Below are 25,985 nucleotides of genomic sequence, written 5' to 3' on the forward strand. Positions count from 1 at the left end.
GATAACTTATTCTGAACAGCTATCGCGATTCGTCTGGCTCAAAAGTATGCCATGATCCTCCACTCCTCGCTCATGGCTGACCTTCAATCTCACATGAACGTTATCGATGTCCACAGACATCAACTTTTTCGCCATTAAGTCTCTCAACCGCCTCTATTGCGTCTGGATCACCATGCCAAGCCATGCAACTTAAACAATCTCCGCCACAGTCTAAATTCAATGTGTCTGGGGTTTTACTCATTGGCTGATTACAGGTCTGGCAATTGTTTTCTTTCACTGGAAGTGGCATCAGTTTTTTGATTTTCATTTCTATATTTCCTAACATATCACTCTTATGTTCGCAGTTCGCCCACAGCAGATCATCTGCTCAGTTAGTTTGCCCGCTCCGTGCCATAAGCGGAAGTTCTTGAGTTTTATCATGACGGCCATGGTCTACAGGATACGAAGTCACAACTCGCTATATTAATCGCTGTTTCGAATTGGGCAAGTTCCTGAATTATGAAAGCAAGTCAAAATTAACATTTTTTTAAAATTTTATGTGCTTTTTATCAAAGACAGTAAATTCTTTAAAATCGGTGAAGTGTTAGATTTCAGATAAGCAGCACTGATGCCAATTTTTATCATAGCTGCATCCTCCTTTATTTCCCTAAAGACCACTCCCTTTCGTTTGATATTTTTCAATGAGGCAGGTATTAACGCGAACCCCTGCCCCTCAGAAATAAGCCCCAGTAAAATATGATGATCTGTAGGCTCAGGGAGAGTGGCTGGCCGAAAACCTATATCTTCGAAAAAGTTCTTACAGTAATCATAAAAGCCAGGATTCATATGCCTCTCAAACCAAAACATCATTTCGCTGTTGAGTGAGGTGAAGCTGATGCTGCGCTTAAGAGCAAGGGGATGGTTCGCAGGCAGGGCAACGACCATTGATTCCTCATGAATGACTACAGATTCAAGACCAGACGTTTCTGTATGCAAACCAATGAATGCAACATCTACCTTCCCTTTCCTGATGTCTCTGACAAGATTGACCGAGTGGTCACCTTTAGTGATTAATTTCCAACCGGAGAATTGCGATTGAAAATGAGCAGCAACTTCAGGAAAAACGCTTCTATCAAAGACTGTTGTATAGCCAATAACGAATGTCCCTTGTTCCATTTCTCTTGCTGACCTTGCCACTTCGATCGCTTTTTCAGCCTGCGACAATGCACGTTTGACCTCGGGTAAGAATGCTTCACCAGCACTGGTGAGCAAAACCCCGCTGCCTGTTCGGATAAATAGTTGTACCCCTAGCTGCTCTTCAAGTTGGCGGATCTGCCGGCTCAAAGGTGGCTGAGATATGTTCAAGCGCTTTGCGGCGCGCCCAAAGTTAAGCTCATCACACACAGCAACGAAGTAGCGAAATTGTCGAAGGTCGATTGAAGTGTTCATACCGAAAAGGTATCACAAAAATGGTATTCGAATTAACTCTGATTAGATTTTAAAGTTCACCTACTCAACAAGTAATGGAGAAAATGATGCCTACTTCTATACGCTTCGATTCAGGATTAGAAATTCTTAAAACAGTGGGAGGCGCCAATTATGATGGCCCTCTAAATCAGTTAATGACCATTGCACCAGACCTTGCTCGTTGCACAGTTGAATTCTGTTATGGAGACATTATGTCTCGTAAAGAATTGGATTTGCCGACTCGGCAGCTGTGCACTGTTGCAGCACTAACAGGGATGGGGAATGCCATACCTCAATTGAAATACCATATCCATGGCGCCCTCAATGCAGGATGCACTCCAGCGGCTATTGTCGAGGTGATTTTGGTATGTGCCGTTTTCGCAGGCTTTCCCACTGCGGGTAATGCCTTAATGCTCACAAAAGAAATCTTTACTGAATGCGGTATCAAGTTTAACCCTGAAGTCTTGGCACCCACCGACGATCGGTATGAAAAAGGCATGGTAGCGCTTGAAGAAATCAGTGCTGGTGCTGGCAGACAAGTTACTCAGCAGTTAATGGAGATTTCTCCTGACCTTGCGCGATTCGTTATTGAGTTTTCATATGGGGATATCTTATCTAGACCGATAATTGATAATCGTACTAAAGAACTGGCAATTATTAGTTTGCTAACGGCATTAGGAACCGCCAAACCTCAATTGAAAGTGCATATCAGCGCTGCTTTGAATGTAGGCGTCACAGAAGTTGAGATTATCGAGGCTATCCAGCAGATGGCTATTTATGCAGGTTTCCCGGCAGCGTTGAATGGTGTTTTCTCCGCTAGAGAAACTTTCGATGATCGAAACCTGATTTAATTAGGTTTCGCCAGTTAGCATCAGTTTTTTTGTTGCGGGGAAGGCCTGAAGGTCCGCTTCACGCCCTGAGACATTCGACAAGCTTTTATGGCTACAGTAAGGGCGAGTGTCGCGCTTCAAGAGCCAGCAAATACTTCGCTTCATCGTACTGGGTTCTGGTCTTCCAGCAGCGGTAAATGATCCTTATCCATTTGAAGGCAAGAGCCCGGATTGCAGACTGGTGAGATTTTCCTCTTTCTCGCAGTCCCTGATAATACAGCTTGGCCCAGTATGATGAGTTAACCGTTTTTGCAGCCCATTCAACAAAGGTCTGCCTGACGAACTTGGCACACTGCCATCTCCAGTGAACCCAGGATTTCTGTCCACTTCTTTCTGTCACCGGTGCAATACCTGCGTAGTTTTGAATTTCTTCAGCGCTGTTAAACCGGTCACGGTTATCACCAAGCGCAGCAAGCATACGTGGGGCCATACACGGCCCCATGCCCGGAAGCGATTTGAACAGAGTTGCATCTGGCAATGTGTCAAACAGCGTTTCGATTCGTTCGTCATAGGTTTTGATGATTTCACTCACGACTTTAATTTGTGTCGCCAGTGCTGTTGCCATCAAAGCATTAGCCTCTATAACACTCGGGTCTGTCGTCAATGGGATCGCGTTATCAATACTCACCACACGCTGCTCGGTAAGGGCCATTGCGCGGCCACCTTTGGCATTGAGAAAGTTGCGGATCGTCTCGCGCCTGGCTCGTTTCAGTTGTTGCAGACTGGGCCACCGTATAATCAGTTCACACAACAGTAAGCTACCCCGATGTGAGAACCATTCCAGTGGCTGAGGATAATACTGTTTAAGCGTGTTGATTATCCGGTTCACAAAACGTCGTTTATCTTCAACCAGCTGACGACGTTGCTCAACCAGTTGCTGGAGTAACCGGATATCCGAATTGTCGGGTTCAATAGCTTTTATCTTCTGGGGGTAACGCAACATTAACTCTAATGCCAACTCGGCATCCTGCGGATCATCTTTAGCGCCGCTAGGCGAGAAGGCTTGCCGGTAACGAGCCAGGGACAAAGCGTGGACGGGGAAAACGGTGATAAAGGGATATTTTTGAAGTGCATATACCACGGGGCCTTTCTTCAGTTCGAGAGCCACTGCGATTCTGCCTTTAACCTTCTGGTGTAACTCAGTAAGCCAAGCATCAAGCGCTTCTGCAGTATGTTCAATCACATGGAACACGCGTTCACCGTTTTTGAACTGAACGCAGACATCGTGTTTTTTATCTGCCCAGTCCAGACCAACATGTGCAGCAAACTGATTAATCGCAGTCATCACCAACTCCTTTTCACCGGGGATTGGTATGCATTCCACGCTCTTCGAAAGAAATATAGCCAGCAGTTTATCTGCATGCCCTGAGTATTCGTTAGCGAACGTGGAGCACCTACTGGTTCGAAAGAAAAGCGGCGATCATCACATGATTCTCGCTCAATATTCGTAACCAGTAAGCGCATACCCTGAATCACTTCAAAGTGTAATTCTCAGGGTGCGAATGACTATACCTCGCTCACAGCGGACATTGGCTGTTGTGGATGTCTGCTGCGTGCCAGAAGCAGACGTTGCAAACGAATTTCTATATTAAATATTGGAAGCCGTCACTGATGGAACATTATGTTAGATTCATTAGTTAAAAATGAATCGAGGATAGCGAATGTTCAGCATTTCAGAAGTAGATACAAGTAATTCTGATCTGGCCTTGCTGGTCAGCGAGCTCGATGCCTTTCAAAGCCAGCTGTATCCGGCAGAAAGTAATCACTGTCTGGATTTTTCAACAGTCAGTAACGAGCAGCTCCGGTGCATTATTGTAAACGACCATGATGGCCTACCTGCGGGTTGTGGTGCTTTACTATTTCAGGCTGACGGCTCAGCCGAGATTAAGCGGGTTTATATTCGGCCGGAATACCGGGGCAGGAAGCTCGGAGAGCAAATAGTCAGTGCAATCGAGTCGATTGCTTCAGAAAGGAGTACGCGCGTACTACGTCTTGAAACAGGGATTTACCAGCAGCCGGCTATAAGACTTTATCGTAGATGCGGTTACGAGATATGCGATGCATTCCCTCCGTATGCGCCAGATCCGTTGAGTATTTTTATGTACAAAGAGCTTACGTAACTTCAGTTTGCTATAGCTCCAGGAGAGGCCGAGTCAGCACTGTTATGATAAAAGAGAGTGTCCGGGCTGTTGTGCCTAAAACCTGACGGAGCAGAAATGAGAACGCAAAAGCGATGCATGGGATACGTAGCGATAGTGGTCGATGACTACGACCGCGCGATTGAGTATTACACCGAAAAGCTGGGCTTTACCTAGGTTAAGGACACGCAGCAGCCAGGCAAACGCTGGGATCTCTACCAGAACGCGCAGCCCTGACATCTCTGAGGCTGCGCAAGTCCGGCGCGTAGCCGAACTCTTATGATAATCAGAATGCCCGCGCATTAATGATAGCAAACCTGTAAAACACTCAGTTACAGGCTCTTTGGTTTATCGGAGAGGCTTTTTCATTGAAGGTGAAGTGTGAGCCACAAAACCATTACGTTCATAAAATGGTATCGCCTGCTGTCGGGCATCAAGAAACACGAAATTCATATCCCTGCTTTCTGATTCAGTGGTGGCAAAATCCAGCAGTTTTTTCCCTATCCCCGAACTTCTTGATGCCTCATCTACGACCAAATCATCAATATGGAGATGTGATCCTCTGGCCAGAGTATGAACGGGGCGGAAGCCCATCAGGCCAAGCATTTTCTCATCGCCAAATGCGCCAACAAGCTCATAACCGTTCATGGTCTGAATTCTAACGCTTTCAATAAACTTCTCTTTGGAAATATTCCGGAGCTGTGAAATCAGACTGTAAGCATGATCCCATTCAAGCGGCAGTAATTTTCTGATAGAGATGTACATAGTGCCCCCATTTCCAATTAGGTTTCTGATTATATAGGCGTATGGGGCATGATTAGCAACAAGGGGTGATGTCTAATGTGGCAGAACTTTCCGGTCGCCATCATTTTGACGTCCGCTTCACGCCCTGTGACATTCATTCCTCCTTAATCGAATTTGCTTCCCATAGGGCAGGTTGAGATAAAAAATTAATAGCAGTTTCTCACTATTTTCTACCGAGAGACACCGTAAGCTCAATTTCGTAAGCCACGATAGTAGAAATGGATAAAAGAGTCCGATCCTCTTTCAAAGTGGATCCCCAGCCCCATGAATCCAAATCCCCAAACCCGCCCCCAACATCCACAATCCCCCTCACTCAACAAACTGGCTAAAACGCAAAAGATAGCCATCCGGATCCTGAACGAGAAACTCTCTCTGGCAAGCCTTGGTTTCTCCAATCCTATAGGTGTTTTCACGCAGCTCCCGATACAGCGGCACACCATGTTTCCTCACCCGCGCCAGCACACACGCAATATCATCCACCTCAATCTGGAAATTCACGCCGCGCCCGAGCGGTTTGACGAGTTTTGCGGTATTCCAGCCTTCGGCGTGAAACTGCTCAAGCATCAGCTGTGCTTCGCCGAGGTTGATGTAAGCAAATTCGGGATCGCTTCGTTTGACCATAATCTGGAACCCCAATACTTCAGTGTAAAAATGCAGTGAGGCAGTGAAGTCCGTCACGGTCAGTTCGGGCACCATTCGGTTCCAGTAGAGTTCATGCTGAACGGTCATTGCTTATGTCCTTTTAAATAACATCACTCAAATCTGATGGTGCTTAACCGGCTCGCTAATATCGCAACAGATGATATACGAGTGAGGATGTGCGTTACGATAATCCGAGCGGGCATTTCCTTAACCCCATATCCCCAAGGCTCTGCCACCCAAAACAGCAGCTGAATAGATCGCTATCGCTACGATACTGATACAAGTCCCACATGAAATCGCCCGCGCTGAATTTCCAGTGCCCAGGTAATGCGTCTCTAGCACGATAATATTGGCTGCCGGGGGAAGCAGGCAGAAAAGATACAGCGTTGCCGGATTTTGTGTAATAAGTGGCGAGTTGAACTGATTGGCTATTAGCAGCAGCAACGAAATCAGCACAGCGAAAACTATTGAGCGAGTGATAAACGGACGCAGTTCGAGTCGAAAATCGCGCATCGATATTGTTGTCTTTGAAAGCCAAATTCCTAAAACGGCCATGCCAAGAAAACTCATCATAAATTTGGCAATTTGATACAGGCTATCAAAGTGAAGAGCCACCGAATCACTCAGCGGAATCAATGCTACGCCGATCATCAGAGCGATGACGGGCGGGGTGCGCATCAACGTGATTGGATTAAAACTCTCGCTGGAGAGCATGCCTGCGCCCAGCGAGTTTCCGACAATTGAGCTGCCGACGTAGGCGGCAATGATAATGGTCGCAGCATCATTGCCGAATAGCACGCTGGCGACGGGCAGACCCAGCCAGCCGATATTAAGATAGCTGAAACAGAGGTTTTTAATGGGGTCAGCAAAAACATAGCGGCCAGCCAGCAATAGCAACATCATGCATATCGCGGTGGCAGTAATAATGGTGCTCATGCTGTGGAAGCGGGTCGATATATTAAAAATGACCACGATGGGAATAGCGATGCGCGTCAATATCCATGACGCAGCCGTTTTGCAATCCCAGGCGGTTTTGCCCAGCAACCATCCGGCAAACAGATAGATAAGCGGAAAGAAAATCGTCACGAAACGTCCCTGATTAGCGTGTCGACCACTCCCTGAAGTAGGGAGTGGTTAAAAATACACGCTATCAGAGGTCGTTCAGTCAGTGCAACGATGCAACGCGAGTTTATGCGGTGGTATTGATGTTGCGGCCAACTGCCGGATTGGCAGGCAGTTGCGGAATCGAATTAAGAATTCCTGCTGCCATCGACTGCTGATTATCCAGGGTCTTTTTCAGTACCAGGGTGCTCACTTTACTGCTGAGGTCCATATTATCCAGACCGATAGCCAGTGAAGTAATCTGTGATACATCCATCTTGCTCTCCTTTAATACGACTAATAGGGGGCGGAAACGGCTTTGAGAAAGCCTGATACGTCTATCGGCATCCAGGGGCAAAGCTTCACTGCTATCTTCGAACATCCCCGACGCCAACTGGCTTAATCAGATTATTCTCTGGCAGGGCGGCTATTTCGCCTGCGGCTGCCAGGTGCCCACATCCTGCGCATCAATCGCTTTCGGCAGCAGCTTCGCCTGATAAAACGCATCTGCAATCTTCTGCTGCTCAGCCAAATCGCTCTTGTTCACTGGCTCGATCTGATAGCTGCGTTGCTGGTTCGCTTGTTCCACCGTGGCGAGCGGCAAATTACCCCACAATGGAGAGAGAATCTTGGCTGCATCCGTTGGATGTGCTTTCAGCCATTGAGCTTCCTGATCCAGCGTCTTATACACAATGCCCAGCACCTCAGGGTGCTTCTGCGCATAAGGCGTCGATACCAGATAGTAGCGCTGGTAACTGGCGAGACCTTTACCGCTAACCAGCACGCGCGTGTGCTGCTCGACTTTCGAGCTGGTGACAAAGGGTTCCCAGGTCACCCACGCATCAACGCTGCCATGTTCCAGCGCGGCACGCCCATCGGCAGGTGTCAGCCATGCAGGTGTGACATCACTGAATTTCAGTCCCGCCTTTTGCAACGCGGTGATCAGCAGATAATGGCTGCCAGCCGCTTTGGTAACGGCAATCTTTTTACCTTTTAAATCCTGCAGTGATTTGATGCTGGAGTTGGCGGGCACCAGAATGGCCTGAGCTTCAGGAGAGGGCGTCTCGCGTGCGTAATATGTGAGGTCGGCGCCTGCCGCTTGCGCGAACACCGGCACGGTATCGGCGACATCAGCAGAGAGGTCAACGTTGTTGAGATTCAGCGCCTCCAGCAGCGGTAAGCCGCTGGTGAACTCGTGCCATGTCACTTTAATGCCGCGCTCGGCGAGCGCCTTATCCAGATCGCCACGCTGCTTTATCAACGTCAGCAAGGTGGAAGATTTTTGATAGCCGATGCGAAGTGTCTCTTCGGCATTGGCGCTGGCAAGCAGTGAGGAGAAAAGCAGTGAAGCAAGTATTGTCTTTGTGATGTTGCGCATGTGAGTCCCTGAAGGTGTTATCAATTTTTTAAAATGATAAAGCCGCTCAGGAGGCAATCAAAACCGCAAGTTCGCATAAGCTCTGCACATTTACAGCTATCAAAGTTGCGCGGTCATCGCACGCAAATGCGCCCGCAATACGCCATGCAGCGCCCGAATTGCGGGGGAAAACTGTTTACGATGCGGGCAGATTAAATGCAGCGGCGTGCTTTCGCCGGGGATCTCAGGCAGCACCCGTTCCAGGCGGTGCTGCCTAATGTCTTCACAGACGTCAATCCAGGATTTATACGCGATGCCCATGCCATTGATAGCCCAACGACGCGCCACTTCGGCGTCATCACACAGCAGGCGACTTTTCACCGTGATTTGGCGGCGCATACCTTCCTGCGGGAACGTCCACTTGTCATAGACATGGCCGCCCATCACAAACGGCAGGCAGTGATGCTGGGCCAAATCCTCCAGCTTCTGCGGGCGTCCATGTTGGTCGAGATAGGCTGGCGATGCCACCATAATGCGGCGATTGTCTTCGGCCAGCGGCAATGCCACGTAACTGCTGTCTTCGAGTTTGCCGTAACGAATGGCGATATCTACCGGATCGCGGAACACATCACTTATTTGATCAGATAACGATAACCGAACCGACAAGGCAGGGTGCTCACAGCAAAATTCGGTAATCAGCGGCAAGAGGATATTGCGGCCAATATCCGAGGGCATCGCGATTTTAAGCTCGCCGCTGAGTGCGTCTTCGTGGCTTTGCAGGCTATCGGCACCCGCTTGCATCAGGGCCAGCATCTCCTGTGCGTAAGGCAGATATTTTTCCCCTTCGGCGGTTAAGCGCAGGCTACGCGTGGATCGTGCAAACAGGCGACGATCCAGTTCTCGCTCCAGACGCTGAATGGCGGCGCTCACTTGCCCTGGCAGCAAATTCACTTCACGAGCCGCGCGCGAAAAGCTGCCCAGTGCTGCCGAACGCACAAACAGCGTGACATCTTCCAGTCGGATCATTTTCTTACTCATCGTCAAAACAGGCAGGGATTTTCACTCTAAGAGTGAAAGTGTTGCTGTGCAATCGGCATTTTTCCTCAGCGTGCAGGCCGCTATGCTGAGTACAACTGACCTAACACCCTGATGAATTGAGGAACGGCTTGATGAAAGCGATTGTTTATAGCCAAAACGGTTTACCGATTTCCGATGAAAATGCGTTGTACGAATTGGATGTCGCTCAACCGCAGCCGGGTGCGCGCGATTTGCTGGTAAAGATCCACGCAATTGCCGTGAACCCGGTAGATACCAAAGTGCGTAACGGCGCGCCAACCGATAAACCGCGCATTCTCGGTTGGGATGCGGTCGGCGTGGTGGAGGCGGTGGGCGAGGAAGTCACGCTGTTCCAGCCGGGCGATGAAGTGTTTTACGCCGGCGATATTACGCGCGCGGGCAGTTATGCCGAGTATGGTCTGGTGGATGAACGCATTGCCGGACATAAACCCCGTACGCTGAATGATGCCGATGCCGCCGCGTTGCCGCTGACATCACTCACCGCATGGGAATTGCTGTTTGATCGTCTGGAAGTGCAGGCGGATGACAATGCCGCATTGCTGATAATTGGAGCAGGCGGCGGTGTGGGATCGATCCTGACGCAGCTGGCACGCAAGTTGACCAACCTCACGGTGATTGGCACCGCATCGCGCTCTGAAACCGCGGATTGGGTGCGTTCTCTGGGTGCACATCATGTGGTTAATCATCAGCAGCCGCTGGGCGAACAACTGGCGGCCATTGGTCACCCTCAGGTGCGCTATGTGGCTTCATTGACGCACACCGACAGCTATTACTCCCAGCTGGTGGATGTGCTGGCCCCACAGGGCAAACTGGCCCTGATCGACGATCCTGAAACGCTGGACGTGGTGCCGCTGAAGCGCAAAGCCATCTCGCTGCACTGGGAGCTGATGTTCACCCGCTCACTGTTCCAGACCCGCGATATGCAGCGTCAGCACGATATTTTAGAGCGCGTAAGCCAGCTGATTGATGACCAGACGCTGCAAACCACGGCAGGCGAACATCACGGCACTATTAATGCGGCGAATCTACGCAAAGCCCATGCGCTTATCGAAAGTGGTCGCGCACGCGGCAAGATCGTGCTCAGCGGCTTTTAACCCTTTGAAACACAATTCGTTAACCGCTGCGTCAACGCGGCGGTTAAGGTAACGGCACTTTTAAAATAATCGATTCAGGAGATTGCCATGACACTTAATGACGCAGTGGCTCGTCGCCACACCGTTAAAGCCTTCGCCAGTGGTAAAAGCTTGCCGCAGGAAGAGATCGAAACGCTGCTGAACGTGCTGCGTAACAGCCCGTCTTCCGTCAACTCTCAGCCGTGGCATTTTGTGGTGGCTTCCACGCCAGAAGGTCGTGAGCAGATCGCGCAATCCACTACCGGCGCGTTTGTTTATAACGGCCCGAAAGTACTGAATGCTTCCCATGTGATCGCGCTGTGCATGCGCACCGATCTGGATGACGCGCATCTGCAAAACGTGCTGGCGCAGGAAGAGCAGGATGGGCGTTTTGCCAAACCAGAAGGCAAAGCCGGTCAGGATAAGAGCCGCCGTGGCTATGTCGATATGCACCGTTATGAGCAGCGTGATATCCCGCAGTGGATGGAAAAACAGGTTTACCTGGCGCTCGGTGGTCTGCTGCTAGGTGCCGCGATGTTAGGGATTGATGCAACGCCGATGGAAGGTTTCGATCAGCGTGCGCTGGATCAGGCGTTAGGCCTGCGTGAGAAAGGCTTTACCAGCGTGGTACTGGTGTCGCTGGGCTATCGCAGCGAAGAAGATTTCAATGCGGCATTGCCAAAATCACGTTTGCCGCGCGAAGAGATTTTCACCTTTGTTTAAGCGGTTGCGGCGCAATTTTTTGCGTGGTTTTAACCCCGCGCGATGAATCGCGCCGCTACACGTTTCATCGCGGAAACAGCAAACTGAACCGGTTCACCCCGTTCTCACTGCTCACCGCACAGCTACCGTGATGCAAACGCATGATGCTGCGCACAATCGATAATCCCAGTCCGCTACTGCTTTGATGCCGTGATGCATCAGCGCGCCAGAAGCGATCAAACATGCGTGACTGCTGTTCAGCACTCAACGCCGCGCCTTGATTCTCCACCACCAACTCGATTCCCTGATCGCGCACCGCACTTAACACCCGAATGGTGGTATCCCGCTCGCCATAGCGCAAGGCATTTGCCATCAGATTCGCCAGTGCACGCTGCAGCAGCTGTGGATCTGCGCGTAATTCTCCTTGCATGCGCATCTCCAACTGCATGTCGTGCTCTTCGGCCATACCATCAAAATAGTCCTGTAATTTCTCGCCGAGCTGTGCCAAATCGATTATCTGCCAATCCATTGCCTGACTGGCGTCTTCCGCTTTGGCGAGGAACAGCATGTTATCGATCATCTTCGCCAGTCGCTCCAGTTCCTCGTAGTTGGAGCCCAGCAGTGCCTGGTAATCACCCACGCTGCGCGGCTGGCTCAGCGCTACCTCGGTCTGACCGATCAAGGTGCCAATCGGCGTGCGCAGGTCGTGCGCCATGTCCGCAGAGACCTGGCTGAGTTGCTGGTAGCCCTGTTCAAGACGGCTGAGCATCTGGTTGAAAGCGGCGACCAGCGGTTGTAGCTCTGTCGGGGCATCACTGAACTGGATACGGTGCGATAAACGCCGCACGTCTATGGCATCAGTTTCCGCTGCCAGCCGACGTAATGGCAACAAGCCGCGACGCACCAGCCAGATACTGAGTGCCGCGACCAGCAGCGCAGCCAGTGCGGTCGAGACAATGATCTGATCGCGATAGCTGTTGAGAGTTTGGGTACGATCGCTCATCAGGCGGCCGGTGATGATCTCAATTTGCCCATTACCATCACGCGTCGGCGCTAATGCAGCGGCGGAAATAAAAGGCGTGCCGTCCTCTGCCTGCTGGTGATGCACTGAGGTCAGACTGAGTGGCTGATCGGCGGGCACCGGCGTGATGTCGGGCATCGGTCGTGCGCCGGGATTGACCACAATCAGCGGCGGCTGGCCAGGAAAGCGCAGCACTAACAAGGATTCTGTATTGCCCAGCATATTGGCAAACAGGCGCGGTTTTTGCTGAATCAGCGTAATGGCGTCTTCATCGCGTAGCAGCGTACGAATCTGATCAATGCGCGTCAGTAAAGCCGCGTCATCACGCACGCCAATTTGCTTCGCCAGGGACTGATACAGCGCAAAGCCGCTCAGGGCAAAAATCACAATCACTGCGGTGCTGAGCAGTAGTGATAAGCGAGTGGCAAGCGAGAGTTTTTTCATGTTTCAGCTTCGCAGCGATATCCGACGCCGTGCACCGTATGAATCAACGGTTGAGCAAAGGGGCCATCGATCTTCTGGCGCAGGCGTTTCACTGCCACGTCCACCACGTTGGTATCGCTATCGAAATTCATGTCCCATACGCGGGAGGCGATCACCGTGCGCGTCAACACCTCACCGGGATGCAGCATAAACAGATGCAGCAGGTTGAACTCTTTATTGGTGAGGTCGATGCGTTCTCCCGCGCGCTCCACCCGACGTTTAAGGATATCGAGTTGCAGATCGGCCAGGGTCAGCACATCGGGAAGTTTTTGCTGGCCGCCGCGCCGCAGTTGCGTGCGGACGCGTGCCAGCAGTTCCGCAAACGAGAAGGGCTTCACCAGGTAATCATCCGCGCCCAGTTCCAACCCCTTGATGCGATCTTCCAACGTGCCTTTAGCCGTGAGGAAAATTACCGGCGTCTGGATCTGTTTATCCAGCTCGGCCATGACTTCCCAGCCGCTCATGCCGGGCATCATCACATCGAGTAAAATCAGGTCGTAATGATGCTCCTGCGCATAGAACAAACCGTCTTGCCCATTTTCCGCTACATCCACGATGAATCCCGCTTCGGTTAATCCTTTGCGCATGTAATCGCGCGCTTTGGCTTCATCTTCAATCACCAAAATTTTCATGCGCATCTCCGGGCGGGATCAGTGGGTTAGGGCTGCGCCTGCTGAGCGGCCTGTTCAATCAGTTTCGCCACATCATCCGGATGAGATTCATACACCGAGTGGCTGGCGCCCGCGACTTCAACCGTGTGGCTATGCGCGCGTTTGGCGTACATCCGCTCCAGATCAGGGTTAATGATTTTGTCAGCTTTCGCCACCATGTACCAGCTAGGCTTGGTCTTCCACGCCGGGTCTGGAATGTTGGCGGTGAACACAGCGGCGTTGGTTGGCATCTGCGCATGCGCTTCAAAATCCGCCTGCGCCGCCGGTAAATCCGCAGCGAAATCGCTGTGATAATTTTCTGGCGCGATGGTCAGGTAGCCATCAGTCGATTTGGCAAACGGATGCGCGCTGTTCGGGAACTTCTTGCCGTTGATGGCTTCGGTTTCGCCGTTATCCAGCGCGTGTGCAGCGATATACACCAGACCCACCACCTTGCTGTCATTCCCGGCTTCGGTGATGATCGCGCCACCATAACTGTGGCCGATCAGAATCACCGGTCCATTCTGCTGATCGATGATGCGGCGTGTCGCCGTGACATCTTCCGGGAAACCGGTCAGCGGCTCCTGCACCAGCGTCACTTTATAGCCATCGTGCGTCAGGCGGTCATACACCGGACGCCATCCTGCACCACCCACAAATGCACCGTGTACTAACACAATATTCTTCACCGGTTGCGCTTGGGCGTGTGCCGCGCCGCCCGCCATCGCCAATAAAATGCCCGCCGCTAACGTCAGTTTTTTCAGTTTCATGATCGTGCTCCAGATAAGGAAGGTTCGGGCACAGGATATGAAAACGGCGCTGACAGCAGGGTGAGCGAGTTATGACAAAAGAATGACAGGGCTGTGCGCTGATCGATCGCAGGATTTCGTGAACGGCCTCGCAAATTGAAGCGATGCCGTATTGCTAAACAAATTGGCTTGTGTAATTTATGCCATAACTTCACAAATAATCGTGAAGAAGGAAAGTACATTACAACCAGCACTGAAGGATCCTTCCTCATGTCAGAATTAAAGTTTGCCACACGTTTGAACTCTTTCGCCTCTGGGGCGCACTTATACTGGCCAGATCTCCAGGGAAAACCTTCTGTATTACAGATGATTGCGCGCGCCGGTAAGGTGAATGGCCTGACGCATCTCGACCTTAACTATCCGCAGCACATGACCAGTGACATTCCCACTATGCGTCAGGCGATTGCTGATGCAGGTCTGGCGGTCAATGGCATGCAGATGCGCTGGGATGCTCCCCAATTCAAAATTGGCGCCTTTACTAACCCTGACGCCAAAATTCGTCGTGAAGCTATCGAACTGACCAAGCGCGGTATTGATGCGGGCCGCGAGTTTGGTTCACGCCTGATGACCTTGTGGATGGGCCAGGACGGTTTCGATTATTGCTTCCAGGCCGACTATAAAAAGATGTGGGAAGACGCCGTCAGCGCGGTGCGTGAAGTGGCTGCATATGCGCCGGAAATCGACGTCAGCATTGAATACAAACCGAATGAACCGCGTGCTTATAGCATCTTCCCCAATGCCACCACCTGTTTGCTGGCCGTGGAAGAAGCCGGATGCGCCAACCTCGGCATCACGCTGGACTTCGCTCACGTGCTGTTTGCCAATGAAGTGCCGGCGTTTGCGGCCGCCATGGTGGCCCGTCGTTCACGCTTGTTAGGACTGGACCTGAATGATGGCTGGGGCAAACGCGATGATGGCTTGATGGCGGGCTCAGTGAATCCGCGCGCCACGCTGGAATTCCTGTGGCAGATGCAGCGCGATGGCTATCAGGGTGCTTATTACTTCGACACCTTCCCGGATGCCAGCGGCCTCGACCCGATCCGTGAAGCGGAAATCAACATTGTGACTGTGAAGCGTCTGCTGAAGTTGAGCGAAAAACTCAACAATAACCCAGCACTGGAAGAAGCAATTAGCCGTCAGGATGCGGTGGCCTCACAGCAAATTGTGAATGACATCATGCTTGCACAATAAGCAAGCGCATAACCCTGCACCTCAAATAAAACGATAAAAAGGCTACCACCATGAAAAAGCTCTTACTCTCTGTACTGACCTCCGCACTGCTGTGTTCCAGCGTGCACGCTGCTACCTTAGCGCCGCTGAAATCTGACTCCGAGCCTGACCGCACAGACTGGACGCAGCTGGAAAGCAAATACGGCCCGATGCCGAAAGTCGACAGCAAGCTGAAAATTGGCGGCGTGTCGAAAACGCTGACCAATGAGTACTGGCGTTCACTCGGCGAGGGGTATCAGAACGTCGCGAAGAAGTATGGTTTCACCGTCGCTTACCAGGCCGCCGCCAATGAAGATGACCAAATGGGCCAGTTGTCCATCGCTGAAACCCTGATTGCGCAAGGCTTTAATGGCTTGCTGGTGTCACCTCAGACCGATATCAACCTTGAGCCAGCACTGGAAAGCGCCAGCAGCAAAGGCATTCCCGTGGTGAACGTCAACGATGCGGTGGTGCCAAGTGCCCAGTACTACGTTGGGAACGTGCAGAAAGACAACGGTGTGCGCGTCGCCAAATGGTTTATTCAGCACTATCCGCAGGGCGGCAAAGTGGCGGTGATTGAAGGCCAGCCTGGCGTGTACGCGGCGGGTCAGCGCACGGCTGGCTTCAAAGAGACGCTGCAGGCGAATGGTAAATTCAACATTGTTGCCAGCGTGCCCGCTAACTGGAGCCGCGAGCAGGCCTTTAACGCTGCATCGACCATTCTGCAACAGCATCCGGATCTGATTGGTTTCTATGCCAACAACGACACCATGGCGCTCGGCGTGGTGGAAGCGGTGCGTTCGCTGAATAAAGCGAAGCAGACCGCAGTATTTGGTACCGACGGTATTTCCGATGCCTATGCTTCTATTAAGCGCGGTGAACTGACCGGCACCGTCGATAGCTTCCCGATCCTGACCGGTGAAGTGGCGATGGAAGTGATGTTGCGTCTGGTGAACGGACAGAAACTGTCGCGTGTGATTGCCACGCCACAGGCGCTGATCACCAAAGAGAATGCCGATGCCTTCTCAACCAAAGACAACGACAAATTGCGTCAATTGCTGGCACAGCAGTAACACAGGCGGAGAGCGTATGGAACAGTATCGCTTAATGATGCGCGGCATCAATAAAACCTACGGTAGCGCCATCGCGCTGCAGGATGTGGACTTTATGGTGCGACCGGGCGAAGTGCACGCGCTGATCGGTGAGAATGGGGCAGGCAAATCCACGTTGCTGAACATTCTCTCTGGCGTGCGTCCGGCGGATAGCGGTGACATCCACGTCAACGGCGAGTCAGTGCAGATGAAAAATCCGCTCAGTGCGCGTCATGCGGGCATCGCGATGATTCATCAGGAGTTGCAGCATGTTCCTGAGCTCTCCGTCGCCCAGAATATGTTTCTGGGTCGCCCGATGACCACCCTGAACGGTTTGTTTGTCGATAAACGCGCTCAGCTGGCACGTGCTACGCATATTCTGAAACAGCTTGATCCCAGCATTAATCCCGCTGAGCCGATCAAGAACCTCAAGGTATCGCAGCAGCAGATCGTGGAGATTGCGCGCGCACTGCTGGATGAGGCGAAAATCATCGCCATGGATGAACCGACATCCAGCCTGACGCCGCGTGAGTTTGAGCGTCTGGCGGAACTGATTGCAGATCTGAAATCCACCGGCGTCTCATTGATTTATGTGTCGCACAAGATGAATGAAATTTTCCAGGTCTGCGATCGTGCCACCATCATGCGCGATGGCCGTCAGGTCGGGGTGGTGAACATTTGCGATGAGACTGAAGAGAGCATCGTCGCGAAAATGGTAGGGCGCAAAATCGATAAGCAGGCGCACCAGTCATGGGCCACCGATCGCGAAGTGCTGCAGGTTGAGAATGTGACGCGCGGAACGGAGATAAAACCGGCCAGTTTCAGCGTCTGCGCCGGGGAAGTATTGGGCGTGGCAGGTCTGGTCGGCGCAGGCCGCACCGAATTGCTGAAACTGATTGCCGGTATCGACAAACGTAGCGCGGGTGACGTACGCGTCAATGGTCAGTCGGTACGCAATCACAACGTCAGTGCGGCGATTCGTGCCGGTATTGGTCTGGTGCCGGAAGATCGTAAGAAAGAGGGCATCATCAAAGCGCGTGCAGTGAAAGTGAACATGGCGCTGCCGTCGATGCGCAACTTCACGCTCGCGGGCGTTATTCGTAAAGTGAAACTGGACGCGGTGGCGCAGCAGGTGATGTCCGACTTAAAACTGCGTCCGCTGAATATTGAAAAACCGATCGGCACACTGAGTGGTGGTAATCAGCAGAAAGTGATTATTGGCCGCTGGGTAGCCGCGGATGCCGAAGTGTTTTTATTTGATGAGCCAACCCGGGGAATTGATATCGGGGCTAAAGCTGAAATATATAACCTGATTGAAAAGCTGGCCCAGCAAGGTAAAGCGATTGTCGTGGTGTCGTCAGAAATGACCGAGATATTACGTGTATCCGACCGCGTCTTAGTGATGCGTGAAGGAAGAATTACGCGTGAATTAACCGGTGATGACATTACCGAAGAGAACATCGCGCGCTTTGCTATTAACGACATTAAAGAAGCTGTATAGCACTCAATCTGCACTCTATATAGGCACAATTATGATGACGCAAACAAATACACAGCCAGCGGCTGCGCCGTCGGCAAAATTTAAACTCAATCTGCGCGATGCCGGCACCTTAATCGGACTGCTCATTATCGTGGTGACATTTTCATTCCTGTCGCCGGTATTTTTTACCGTGCCAAATCTGCTGAATATTTTGCAGCAATCTTCCATTAATGCGCTGATCGCACTGGGGATGACGCTGGTGATTATTTCCGGCGGTATTGATTTATCAGTTGGGCCGACCGCTGCACTCTCTGCGGTATTGGGCGCCACTCTGATGGTGGCGGGTGTGCCGGTTCCGGTGGCGATTCTGGCCACGCTGGGTATCGGCGCATTATGTGGGGTGTTCAGCGGGATGCTGGTGGCCTATGCAGGACTGCAGCCGTTTATCGTCACGCTGGGGGGACTTTCGCTGTTCCGCGCCATTGCGCTGATCTATACCGGCGGGAATCCGGTGTTTGGCATCCCGATGGAGTTTCGCAGCCTAATTAACAGCGATCTATTCGGTATTCCAACCCCGATCATCATTGTTGCAGTGATAGCGTTGGTGTTGTGGCTGGTGATGAATAAAACCCCGTTGGGCGAATATATTCTGGCGGTGGGCGGTAACGAAGAAGCGGCGCGCGTGGCCGGTGTACCGGTTAAACGCACCAAAGTGACGGTGTTCATTATCTCAGGCACTTTAGCGTCACTGGCATCGTTGATTCTGATTGGGCGCTTAGGCGCAGCAGAACCCACTATCGGGAATTTGTGGGAGTTAGATGCGATTGCGGCAGCGGCGATTGGCGGTGCTTCACTGATGGGCGGCAAAGGCAGTATCGTCGGCACCATTATCGGCGCCATCATCCTCGGAGCATTACGTAATGGCTTGACTCTGCTGAATATTCAGGCCTTTTATCAATTGCTTGCCACTGGCCTAATCATTATCATAGCGATGTTGATTGACCGGGCGACAAGAGGCAGGTAATGAAGCAAGATCCGCGAGCCATTGGCGCTCAAATTCGTATGCGATTACCGCAGCTGACGCCGCTGGAGCGGCGTGTTGCCGAAGCCATCATCGCCAGAACCGACATTAGTGAACAGACTTCGCTGCAGGAAATTGCCGAAGAGAATAATGTCTCACAGGCGATGATTGTGAAAATTACTAAGAAGCTTAATTTTACTGGCTTCCGTCATTTTCGCACCGGACTGATTTATTATAATCAATCTGAAGTGGCTGGCTTGCATGCAGAAATTGAGCCGGAAGACTCGTCGGAACAATTACTGGCTAAAGTATTCAGAACCTCGATTCAGGCAATTGAAGAGTCATTATCGATTCTGGATATATCTGAGTTTAATCGTGCTGCCGATATTTTATTTAAAGCGCGCCATATCGATCTTTATGCGGTGGGCGGTTCAGCCACCGTGGCGCGGGATTTATCGCACAAGCTGCTGAAGATCGGGATCAAGTCCACGCCTTATGACGATGCGCATATTATGCTGATGTCAGCAGCGGTGTTATCCGACGATGACGTGGTGATCGCCATCAGTCATTCTGGGGCAACGCGGGCAGTAAACGATCCGATTAAACTGGCGGCACGAAATGGTGCAAAGATAATTGCTATTACCAATTATGCCGAGTCGCCTATTGCGCGTAATGCGCACGTGGTATTGACATCAACTTCTCAGGGATCGCATCTGCTTGGGGAAAATGCGGCAGCACGTATCGCGCAATTAAATATTCTCGATGCGCTGTTTGTGGCAATCGCCAAAAAAGATTTAAAGCTGGCGGAAAAGAATCTGATGAAAACCCAGCGTGCGGTTCAGGATCTGCGGGACTTTTAGTCATGAACAAAATTATTGTCGCCGGTAGCCTGCATTACGACATTATGCTGGCGGCCCACCATCGCCCGGAAAAGGGCGAAACCGTAATAGGCAGCGGCTGTAGCTATAAATTTGGTGGTAAAGGCGGCAACCAGGCGGTGGCGGCCGCACGTGCGGGTGGCGCGGTAAGTTTTATTGGCGCGGTGGGCGCCGATGCGCAGGGCGAATTCCTGCTCGCGGCGCTGCGCGATGCCAGCGTTAACACCGATGCGGTGGCGATTTTGCCGGATATGCCGTCAGGAATGAGCGTGGCGATCAGCGATGCGGAAGGCGATTACGGTGCGGTGGTGGTGTCCAACGCGAATCTGCATATTGATGTGACTACGCTGCCTGACTCGCTGTGGCAGGGGGCGGGCTTGCTGGTGTTGCAAAATGAAGTGCCCGCCAGTGTGAATCTGCAACTGGCGCAGCAGGCCCGGCAGAAGGGAATTGCGGTGTGTATTAACGCCGCACCGGCGCGCGAGATTGAAGGCGCGCTCGCCGCCTGCATTGATCTGCTGATCGTGAACGCAGTAGAAGCACGCGATATGTGTCAGATCGAAGTCACTGATTTGGCCTCTGCGGAGCGAGCGGCACAAAAACTGGCGGAAGATTTCGCGCAGGTGATTGTCACAGCGGGCGAGCACGGTTTGGCGGTGTGCCAGTCGGGTGAACCGGTGCAGAGTTTGCCCGCGATTCCGGTGAAGCTGATCAGCACTCACGGCGCAGGCGACTGCTTTGTCGGGGTGCTGAGTCAGGCGCTGGTATCCGGTTCCTCGCTGCCTGAGGCGGCGGAGAAAGCGAATCAGGCTGCCGCAGAGCACGTTTCTCGTCCTGCCATTGCTTAATAACCCACCTCACATTTCCGGCATTAAGATTCTCTTACTGCCGGAGATAAAATCGCTTAACTCCTTCTTTTTTATAAGAATTCCCTCTGCGTCAAATCCATTTTTTTAGTGGTGGTAATGTTTCCGTCATGTTATTAAATCTCCATGCCGTTGTGAATTTACCTGCCTGCTGGAGATAACAATGAAAAAGAGTTTGTCCTTCGCGTTACTGCTGTCACTTGGCGCATTCAGCCACCTCTCATTTGCTGAGCAGACGCTGCGCTTTGGTGTCGATCCGACTTTCCCTCCGTTTGAATCCAAAGCCAGCGATGGCTCGCTCAAAGGATTTGATATCGATTTGGGCAACGCCATTTGCGCCCAGGCAAAAGTAAAATGCCAGTGGGTGCAGATTGGTTTTGATGGCAGTATTCCGGCACTGCAGGCTAAAAAATTTGATGCGATTCTGTCGGCGATGTCGATGACGGAGAAACGCCGTGAGCAGGTGGATTTCAGCAACATGCTGTATATCACGCCGAGTGCGTTGCTGACGCCAAAAAGCAGCACCCTGACCGAAGATATCAGCACGCTGCGCGGTAAAAACATCGGCGTGGCGCAGGGCACCATTCAGGAAACCTACGCCAAAGCAAAATGGGCGGCACAGGGTGTCAATGTGGTTTCCTATCCGAACCAGATGGAGATCTATCCCGATCTGGTCGCGGGGCGACTGGATGGCACTCTGGCGAATGCGGTGTCTGCGGATCAGGGTTTCCTGAATACGCCGGAAGGCAAAGATTACGTCATCAAAGCCACGCTGGTGGATAAAGAGCTGCTGGGCAACGGTGTGGGAATTGGCCTGCGTAAGGGCGATACCGTGCATCTGAAACTGATCAATGATGCGCTGGCCGAACTGCACAACAATGGCACTTACGATCAGCTGGCGAAAAAATACTTCAAGTTTAAGGTTTATCCGTAAGCGCCCTTATTTACAGGAAACAGCATGTCAGATTTGCCGCATTACTCGTCCCAACGTGCCCGTTTTGTTGCGGCAGTCGAGCGCCAGCACGGCGCTTTGACTTCATACCCGCATCCGCTGCCGGGCCCACAAGGTGAAACGCTTTATACCGATGTCGCTGTGATCGGCGATCCCGGTGCCAGCAAGTTGATGATGATCATCTCGGGCACGCATGGGGTGGAGGGCTACTACGGGTCGGACAGCCAGATTGAGTGGCTTAATCGCTTTAGTCTGACTGCCTTGCCCGATGACACCGCGATTGTGTTGCTGCACCTGTTGAATCCCTGGGGCGCAGCCCATTTGCGGCGTGTCAACGAAGACAACATCGATCTTAATCGCAATTTTATCGATTTTACTCAGCCAGCCCCCGCCAATCCGGAATACCCGTCATGGCACGGGATTTACCACGGCGATCGGATACAAGCTGATGAGCTATTAGCTGAAACCCTTAACGGTGCAGGTTGGCTGGCGGTGAAACGGGTGGTGGAAGCCGGGCAATACCAATTCGCTGACGGCTTCTTATACGGTGGACAGCAACCGAGCTGGTCTTATCGCACCATGCAAACCATTATCACCGACCATTTATCGCAGGCAAAAACCATCCTGAGCTTCGATCTGCATACGGGAGCCGGAGCATGGGGGCATCCAATGTTGCTCTCGATTGCTGAGCAGCAGGTCGCTGCGCATCAGTGGGGAAAATCGTTGTATGGCGAGTGGTTGACGCTACTGTTTACCGGTGCAGGTCGTGACAGTGTCACCGGAGTGACCGCGACCGCAACGGGTTATCTGTCACAGTTCCTGCTGGAATCACTGCCGCAGACGCATATCTTGCCACTGGTGGTGGAGTGCGGAACCTATCCCGGCGAAGAGATGCATCGTCGCGTGCGTGACGATCATTGGCTGCATTTGCAGGGCGACCCGGCCAGTGAGTCAGGGCGTGCGCTCAAGCAACAACTGGTAGAGGGCTTCTGGCCAGCAGACCGCGACTGGCGCGATCTGGTGGCTTTTCGGACCCAGCAGATTTTTGTACGCGGCTGGCAGGGTTTGTTAAACGCCGATCACAACCGACCATAAAAGGTCATGCGCGCCGTTTCCGACAGGGCGATGCCCGGCTGCGTGTTGTACGCCAGCACCGCCAGCATGCGTGTGATGTCGCCTTCGGTTGGCGTCACTCGATGCATTGAGTTGCGGCCACGGAACAGCACTAAGTCACCCGCTTCAATCGCCAGCGCGTCCACCGGCTGGCGCTGATCCAAAACCGCCGCCACGCCATCAAAGTTCATCTCACCGGCATCGGCATCGCGCAGATCCTTCACATACTGGAATACACCACCCGCGCGGGGTTTCTGCACCAGCAGGGTGATGGCGAAGGAGGAGTTATCGAAGTGCCAGCCTAGCTCCTGACCATCAGGCGCGTAATGCAGATTGATGGAAGAGAGCGGATCGGCGTAAGGATAGAGCGCGGTTTCACCCAGCACGTCGCACAGGAAACTTTTAAACAGTTCGTCGTTGTACAGCTGGCGCAGCGGCGATTCGGCGGCGATCACGTCGTCGGTAATACAGCCTTTAGTGCTGATCACATCGCGATTGCGCGGATGGTCAGCGTCGAACGCCTCGTCTTTCTTCATCAGATAGACGTTATGCTTGCTGAGGGTGTGATAGGCCAGATGGCGCTGAGCGTTTCCTTCGGCAATGATGCTTTGCAGCGCGTCGGGTTGTAAAAACTGGCGCAGAACCAGCGCGCCATGCTGGTTGAGCTGTTCACGGCATTCACGTCGCCAGTCGGCGTCGGCCAGGGGATGCAAGTCGAAACGAATCAATGCAGACATAGCAACAGTTCTCATTGTGACAGGTGTGTTATCACAGTAACTCACTGATATGTTAGTGCGTAACGATATAAATTTAATGCCCTGCTAAGGAAACTTTAATGCCCGCACAGTCACCACGTTTACCGAAAATCAGCGTTATCCAGTCATTTAAGGTGGCGGCGGAATTAGGCAGTTTAGCAAAAGCCGCCGCGCAACTGGCCCTGACGCCTGCGGCGGTAAGTCAGCAGATCCGCCAGCTGGAAGAACAGCTGGGCAGCGCGCTGTTTGTGCGTACGCAGAGCGGGGTAATGCTCACTGAAACCGGTAAAGAGTATCTGCGCTATGTCACGGAAGCTTTTGATATTTTGCATCTCGGTCAGCAAAACCTGCGTCATGTGGCGGCGATGCCCAAGCTCACGCTCTATTCATTGCCCGCGCTAGCCTCGAAGTGGCTGCTGCCCAATATTGCGCAGTGGCGCGTTCACTGTCCTGGCATTGATTTATCGCTGCACGGCACTCATGCGCAGGTGGATTTTAATGCCACCCCAGCAGACTTTGTTATCTGCTTTGGTGAAGATCGCTATCCTCAGCTTGATAAGCAGCGTCTGTTTTTGGATGAAGTGGTGCCGGTGGCGAGTCCCGCGCTGCTCACACAATATCCGCTGGAGAGTGTGTTGCAACAGGCTCCATTGATTCATCTTGACTGGGGTAATGAAGGGCGATTTTTGCCGGACTGGCGCAGCTGGTATCAGGCGAAAGGGATGGCGGAACCTGCGCCTCAACCCGCGTTAAGCTTCAATCTCACCTCCCTGGCGATAGATGCTGCGGTGGCAGGGGCGGGTTTGCTGTTAGGGCAGAAAAGACTGATTGCCGCTGAGCTGGCGCGAGGGGATTTGGTTATGGTTGATGCGTTAAGCCTGCCATTAAGTAAACCCTATTTTCTTGCCTGGCCGCAGCGTTCGCGCAGCCAGCCGGGCAGTGAAGCGTTAATAAACTGGCTCGGACAGCTGGCAATTTAACAAACTGTTAACTGACTCAGCATTGCAAATCGTGGATTGCACTATGCTTATCCGCTTTGTGCGACGGATCGTAGACAGGGAGTTCAGTCAGTGACTTTAGATATGCATTTCTGGCTTACCACGTTGGTCATAGCCATCACCATTTTGCTGTGGGCAAGTGCACGCCTGCCGGAATATCTCACCGCGCTGCTGTTTTTTGCCGCCGCCACGCTGCTTAACATCGCCCCGACCAGCACCATCTTCAGCGGATTTGCCTCTTCAGCCTTCTGGCTGGTATTGAGCGGTTTTGTGCTCGGCGCGGCGATCCGCAAAGTCGGGCTTGCACAACGCTGGGCTAACTATCTGGTGGTGCCGTTTAGCCAGAGCTGGCCGCGCATGGTGGTGGGGACTCTGGTGCTGACCTATCTGTTGGCGCTGGTGATGCCATCGAATATGGGACGTATTGCGCTGTTAATGCCTGTGGTGCTGGCGATGGGTGAGCGTGCAGGCATTAAAGCGGGGAGTCGCGGCAGCATTGGTCTGGCATTAGCCGTGGGATTTGGCACTTTCCAGCTCTCCGCCAGCATCTTACCGGCTAACGTGCCCAATCTGGTGCTGAGCGGTGCTGCCGAAAACGCTTACCAGATCCATCTTCAGTGGCTGCCCTGGTGGCTGTTGCATATGCCGGTGGTGGGGATCGGCAAGGGAATGATACTCGCAGCCGCTATTCTGTTCCTGTTCCGCGCGCAACCTCAGCCCGTGCGCCATCGCGATCAACTTGAGCCGCTCAGCCGCAGCGAATGGCGGTTGATGGGCCTGTTGGCTATCACTCTGTTGCTGTGGATGACCGATAGCCTGCACGGCTTGCCTGCCGCATGGGTTGGGCTGGCGGCGGCCTGTATTTGTCTGCTGCCGCGCATTGGCTTTCTTTCAGGAGATGATTTCGCCAGCGGGGTTAATTTCCGCACCTGTATCTATATCGCCGGTATTCTCGGGGTGGCGACAGTGGTGGTGGATTCAGGACTTGGCCGACTGATTGCCAATTTGCTGCTCAGCGTGCTGCCTCTGCAGGATCACGCTTCGTTTGGTAATTTCGCGGTGCTTAACTCGCTGGTCTCGCTGCTCAACTTTGTGCTGACTGCGAACGGCGTGCCAGCGATGGTGACGCCGATCGCGCAAGAGTTGGCAAACCCATCCGGCTTTTCTCTGATGAGCGTCGTCATGATGCAGGTGTTTGCCTACGCGACGCCGCTGTTGCCTTATCAGGCTTCGCCAGTGGTGGTGGCGATGGGGCTGGGTAATGTGCCTGCCAAAGCGGGCCTGCAACTGTGCGTGCTGGTGTTTATCTTCAGCGTGCTGCTGCTGTTACCACTGGATTATCTCTGGTTCAGGCTGCTAGGCTATGCCTGACTTTCCCTCACTGCCTGAG

The 25,985-nt window shown here is 52.5% G+C and carries 27 protein-coding genes and 2 pseudogenes; 16 read left to right on the forward strand and 13 right to left on the reverse strand.

Annotated features, from left to right (window positions below; genetic code table 11):
* Positions 1 to 100: 100 nt before the first annotated feature.
* Positions 101 to 307, reverse strand: coding sequence for a hypothetical protein (locus tag FD744_RS02075; RefSeq protein ID WP_160867108.1), 207 nt, complete (start codon positions 305 to 307; stop codon positions 101 to 103).
* Positions 308 to 534: 227 nt separating this feature from the next.
* Positions 535 to 1,428, reverse strand: coding sequence for a LysR family transcriptional regulator (locus FD744_RS02080; protein WP_160867109.1), 894 nt, complete (start codon positions 1,426 to 1,428; stop codon positions 535 to 537).
* Between the two features lie 173 nt (positions 1,429 to 1,601).
* Here FD744_RS02080 and FD744_RS25820 point away from each other — a divergent pair.
* Together FD744_RS25820 and FD744_RS25510 are read left to right on the forward strand one after the other, a co-directional pair.
* Positions 1,602 to 1,859: pseudogene (locus tag FD744_RS25820) on the forward strand (carboxymuconolactone decarboxylase family protein); the annotation flags it as partial.
* 84 nt (positions 1,860 to 1,943) lie between these two features.
* Positions 1,944 to 2,297: a carboxymuconolactone decarboxylase family protein gene (locus tag FD744_RS25510; protein WP_237449319.1), complete on the forward strand. Its 354-nt coding sequence runs from the start codon at positions 1,944 to 1,946 to the stop codon at positions 2,295 to 2,297.
* Between the two features lie 91 nt (positions 2,298 to 2,388).
* Here FD744_RS25510 and FD744_RS02090 read toward each other — a convergent pair whose 3' ends face one another.
* Complete coding sequence (locus tag FD744_RS02090; RefSeq protein ID WP_160867110.1) at positions 2,389 to 3,621, reverse strand: IS110 family transposase; 1,233 nt, start codon at positions 3,619 to 3,621, stop codon at positions 2,389 to 2,391.
* Between the two features lie 376 nt (positions 3,622 to 3,997).
* Between FD744_RS02090 and FD744_RS02095 the strand changes: the two genes are divergently transcribed.
* Complete coding sequence (locus FD744_RS02095) at positions 3,998 to 4,456, forward strand: GNAT family N-acetyltransferase (protein WP_160867111.1); 459 nt, start codon at positions 3,998 to 4,000, stop codon at positions 4,454 to 4,456.
* 96 nt (positions 4,457 to 4,552) lie between these two features.
* Positions 4,553 to 4,648, forward strand: a pseudogene (locus FD744_RS02100) (VOC family protein); the annotation flags it as partial.
* A gap of 174 nt (positions 4,649 to 4,822) precedes the next feature.
* On the opposite strand, the gene FD744_RS02105 reads toward FD744_RS02100, so the two are convergent.
* From FD744_RS02105 to FD744_RS02130, 6 genes are all read right to left on the reverse strand, one after another.
* A complete protein-coding gene (locus tag FD744_RS02105; RefSeq protein ID WP_160867112.1) occupies positions 4,823 to 5,239 on the reverse strand; it encodes a GNAT family N-acetyltransferase in 417 nt (138 codons plus the stop codon).
* A gap of 348 nt (positions 5,240 to 5,587) precedes the next feature.
* Positions 5,588 to 6,007 carry a VOC family protein gene (locus FD744_RS02110; RefSeq protein ID WP_160867113.1) on the reverse strand — a complete coding sequence of 140 codons (420 nt, stop codon included), beginning with the start codon at positions 6,005 to 6,007 and terminating at the stop codon, positions 5,588 to 5,590.
* Positions 6,008 to 6,127: 120 nt separating this feature from the next.
* Entirely contained in the window at positions 6,128 to 7,006 is an 879-nt protein-coding gene (locus FD744_RS02115) for a permease (protein WP_160867114.1), read from the reverse strand.
* A gap of 103 nt (positions 7,007 to 7,109) precedes the next feature.
* Positions 7,110 to 7,298, reverse strand: a complete 189-nt coding sequence (locus FD744_RS02120) for a YjfB family protein (protein ID WP_160867115.1) — start codon at positions 7,296 to 7,298, stop codon at positions 7,110 to 7,112.
* 150 nt (positions 7,299 to 7,448) lie between these two features.
* On the reverse strand, positions 7,449 to 8,399 hold the full coding sequence (locus FD744_RS02125) for an aliphatic sulfonate ABC transporter substrate-binding protein (protein WP_160867116.1): 951 nt from the start codon (positions 8,397 to 8,399) through the stop codon (positions 7,449 to 7,451).
* 99 nt (positions 8,400 to 8,498) lie between these two features.
* Positions 8,499 to 9,404, reverse strand: a complete 906-nt coding sequence (locus tag FD744_RS02130; RefSeq protein ID WP_160867117.1) for a LysR family transcriptional regulator — start codon at positions 9,402 to 9,404, stop codon at positions 8,499 to 8,501.
* 143 nt (positions 9,405 to 9,547) lie between these two features.
* On the opposite strand from FD744_RS02130, the gene FD744_RS02135 reads away from it, so the two are divergent.
* Both FD744_RS02135 and nfsB read left to right on the forward strand, forming a co-directional pair.
* On the forward strand, positions 9,548 to 10,549 hold the full coding sequence (locus tag FD744_RS02135) for a zinc-binding alcohol dehydrogenase family protein (protein ID WP_160867118.1): 1,002 nt from the start codon (positions 9,548 to 9,550) through the stop codon (positions 10,547 to 10,549).
* 87 nt (positions 10,550 to 10,636) lie between these two features.
* The gene (gene nfsB / locus FD744_RS02140; protein ID WP_160867119.1) at positions 10,637 to 11,290 is read left to right on the forward strand and encodes an oxygen-insensitive NAD(P)H nitroreductase; all 654 of its coding nucleotides are present in this window, start codon (positions 10,637 to 10,639) and stop codon (positions 11,288 to 11,290) included.
* 64 nt (positions 11,291 to 11,354) lie between these two features.
* On the opposite strand, the gene FD744_RS02145 is transcribed toward nfsB, so the two are convergent.
* The 3 genes from FD744_RS02145 to FD744_RS02155 are packed head-to-tail and all read right to left on the reverse strand — an operon-like array spanning position 11,355 to position 14,193.
* Complete coding sequence (locus tag FD744_RS02145) at positions 11,355 to 12,734, reverse strand: heavy metal sensor histidine kinase (RefSeq protein WP_160867120.1); 1,380 nt, start codon at positions 12,732 to 12,734, stop codon at positions 11,355 to 11,357.
* A complete protein-coding gene (locus tag FD744_RS02150; protein WP_160867121.1) occupies positions 12,731 to 13,405 on the reverse strand; it encodes a heavy metal response regulator transcription factor in 675 nt (224 codons plus the stop codon). Before FD744_RS02150 ends, FD744_RS02145 begins: the two co-directional genes overlap by 4 nt.
* 26 nt (positions 13,406 to 13,431) lie before the next feature.
* Complete coding sequence (locus tag FD744_RS02155) at positions 13,432 to 14,193, reverse strand: alpha/beta hydrolase (protein ID WP_160867122.1); 762 nt, start codon at positions 14,191 to 14,193, stop codon at positions 13,432 to 13,434.
* A 249-nt stretch (positions 14,194 to 14,442) separates the two neighbouring features.
* On the opposite strand from FD744_RS02155, the gene FD744_RS02160 reads away from it, so the two are divergent.
* From FD744_RS02160 to FD744_RS02195, 8 genes are all read left to right on the forward strand, one after another.
* Positions 14,443 to 15,423 carry a TIM barrel protein gene (locus FD744_RS02160; RefSeq protein WP_160867123.1) on the forward strand — a complete coding sequence of 327 codons (981 nt, stop codon included), beginning with the start codon at positions 14,443 to 14,445 and terminating at the stop codon, positions 15,421 to 15,423.
* 50 nt (positions 15,424 to 15,473) lie between these two features.
* On the forward strand, positions 15,474 to 16,514 hold the full coding sequence (locus FD744_RS02165) for a substrate-binding domain-containing protein (RefSeq protein ID WP_097118840.1): 1,041 nt from the start codon (positions 15,474 to 15,476) through the stop codon (positions 16,512 to 16,514).
* A 16-nt stretch (positions 16,515 to 16,530) separates the two neighbouring features.
* The gene (locus tag FD744_RS02170; RefSeq protein ID WP_160867124.1) at positions 16,531 to 18,033 is read left to right on the forward strand and encodes a sugar ABC transporter ATP-binding protein; all 1,503 of its coding nucleotides are present in this window, start codon (positions 16,531 to 16,533) and stop codon (positions 18,031 to 18,033) included.
* Between the two features lie 31 nt (positions 18,034 to 18,064).
* Positions 18,065 to 19,036 carry an ABC transporter permease gene (locus FD744_RS02175; RefSeq protein ID WP_160867125.1) on the forward strand — a complete coding sequence of 324 codons (972 nt, stop codon included), beginning with the start codon at positions 18,065 to 18,067 and terminating at the stop codon, positions 19,034 to 19,036.
* A complete protein-coding gene (locus FD744_RS02180; protein WP_058960291.1) occupies positions 19,036 to 19,893 on the forward strand; it encodes a MurR/RpiR family transcriptional regulator in 858 nt (285 codons plus the stop codon). Before FD744_RS02175 ends, FD744_RS02180 begins: the two co-directional genes overlap by 1 nt.
* 2 nt (positions 19,894 to 19,895) lie before the next feature.
* A complete protein-coding gene (locus FD744_RS02185) occupies positions 19,896 to 20,759 on the forward strand; it encodes a PfkB family carbohydrate kinase (protein ID WP_160867126.1) in 864 nt (287 codons plus the stop codon).
* 181 nt (positions 20,760 to 20,940) lie between these two features.
* On the forward strand, positions 20,941 to 21,711 hold the full coding sequence (locus FD744_RS02190; RefSeq protein WP_097118844.1) for a transporter substrate-binding domain-containing protein: 771 nt from the start codon (positions 20,941 to 20,943) through the stop codon (positions 21,709 to 21,711).
* Positions 21,712 to 21,735: 24 nt separating this feature from the next.
* Complete coding sequence (locus FD744_RS02195) at positions 21,736 to 22,824, forward strand: DUF2817 domain-containing protein (RefSeq protein WP_160867127.1); 1,089 nt, start codon at positions 21,736 to 21,738, stop codon at positions 22,822 to 22,824.
* Here the strand turns inward: FD744_RS02195 and FD744_RS02200 are convergent.
* Complete coding sequence (locus FD744_RS02200; protein WP_160867128.1) at positions 22,809 to 23,579, reverse strand: 2OG-Fe(II) oxygenase; 771 nt, start codon at positions 23,577 to 23,579, stop codon at positions 22,809 to 22,811. The genes FD744_RS02195 and FD744_RS02200 overlap by 16 nt on opposite strands.
* 98 nt (positions 23,580 to 23,677) lie before the next feature.
* Between FD744_RS02200 and FD744_RS02205 the strand changes: the two genes are divergently transcribed.
* Both FD744_RS02205 and FD744_RS02210 read left to right on the forward strand, forming a co-directional pair.
* Entirely contained in the window at positions 23,678 to 24,577 is a 900-nt protein-coding gene (locus FD744_RS02205; RefSeq protein ID WP_160867129.1) for a LysR substrate-binding domain-containing protein, read from the forward strand.
* Positions 24,578 to 24,679: 102 nt separating this feature from the next.
* Positions 24,680 to 25,966, forward strand: a complete 1,287-nt coding sequence (locus tag FD744_RS02210; protein ID WP_202403379.1) for an SLC13 family permease — start codon at positions 24,680 to 24,682, stop codon at positions 25,964 to 25,966.
* The last annotated feature ends 19 nt before the right edge of the window (positions 25,967 to 25,985 follow it).

Source organism: Pantoea sp. Taur (assembly GCF_009830025.1).
Taxonomy (GTDB): domain Bacteria; phylum Pseudomonadota; class Gammaproteobacteria; order Enterobacterales; family Enterobacteriaceae; genus Pantoea; species Pantoea communis.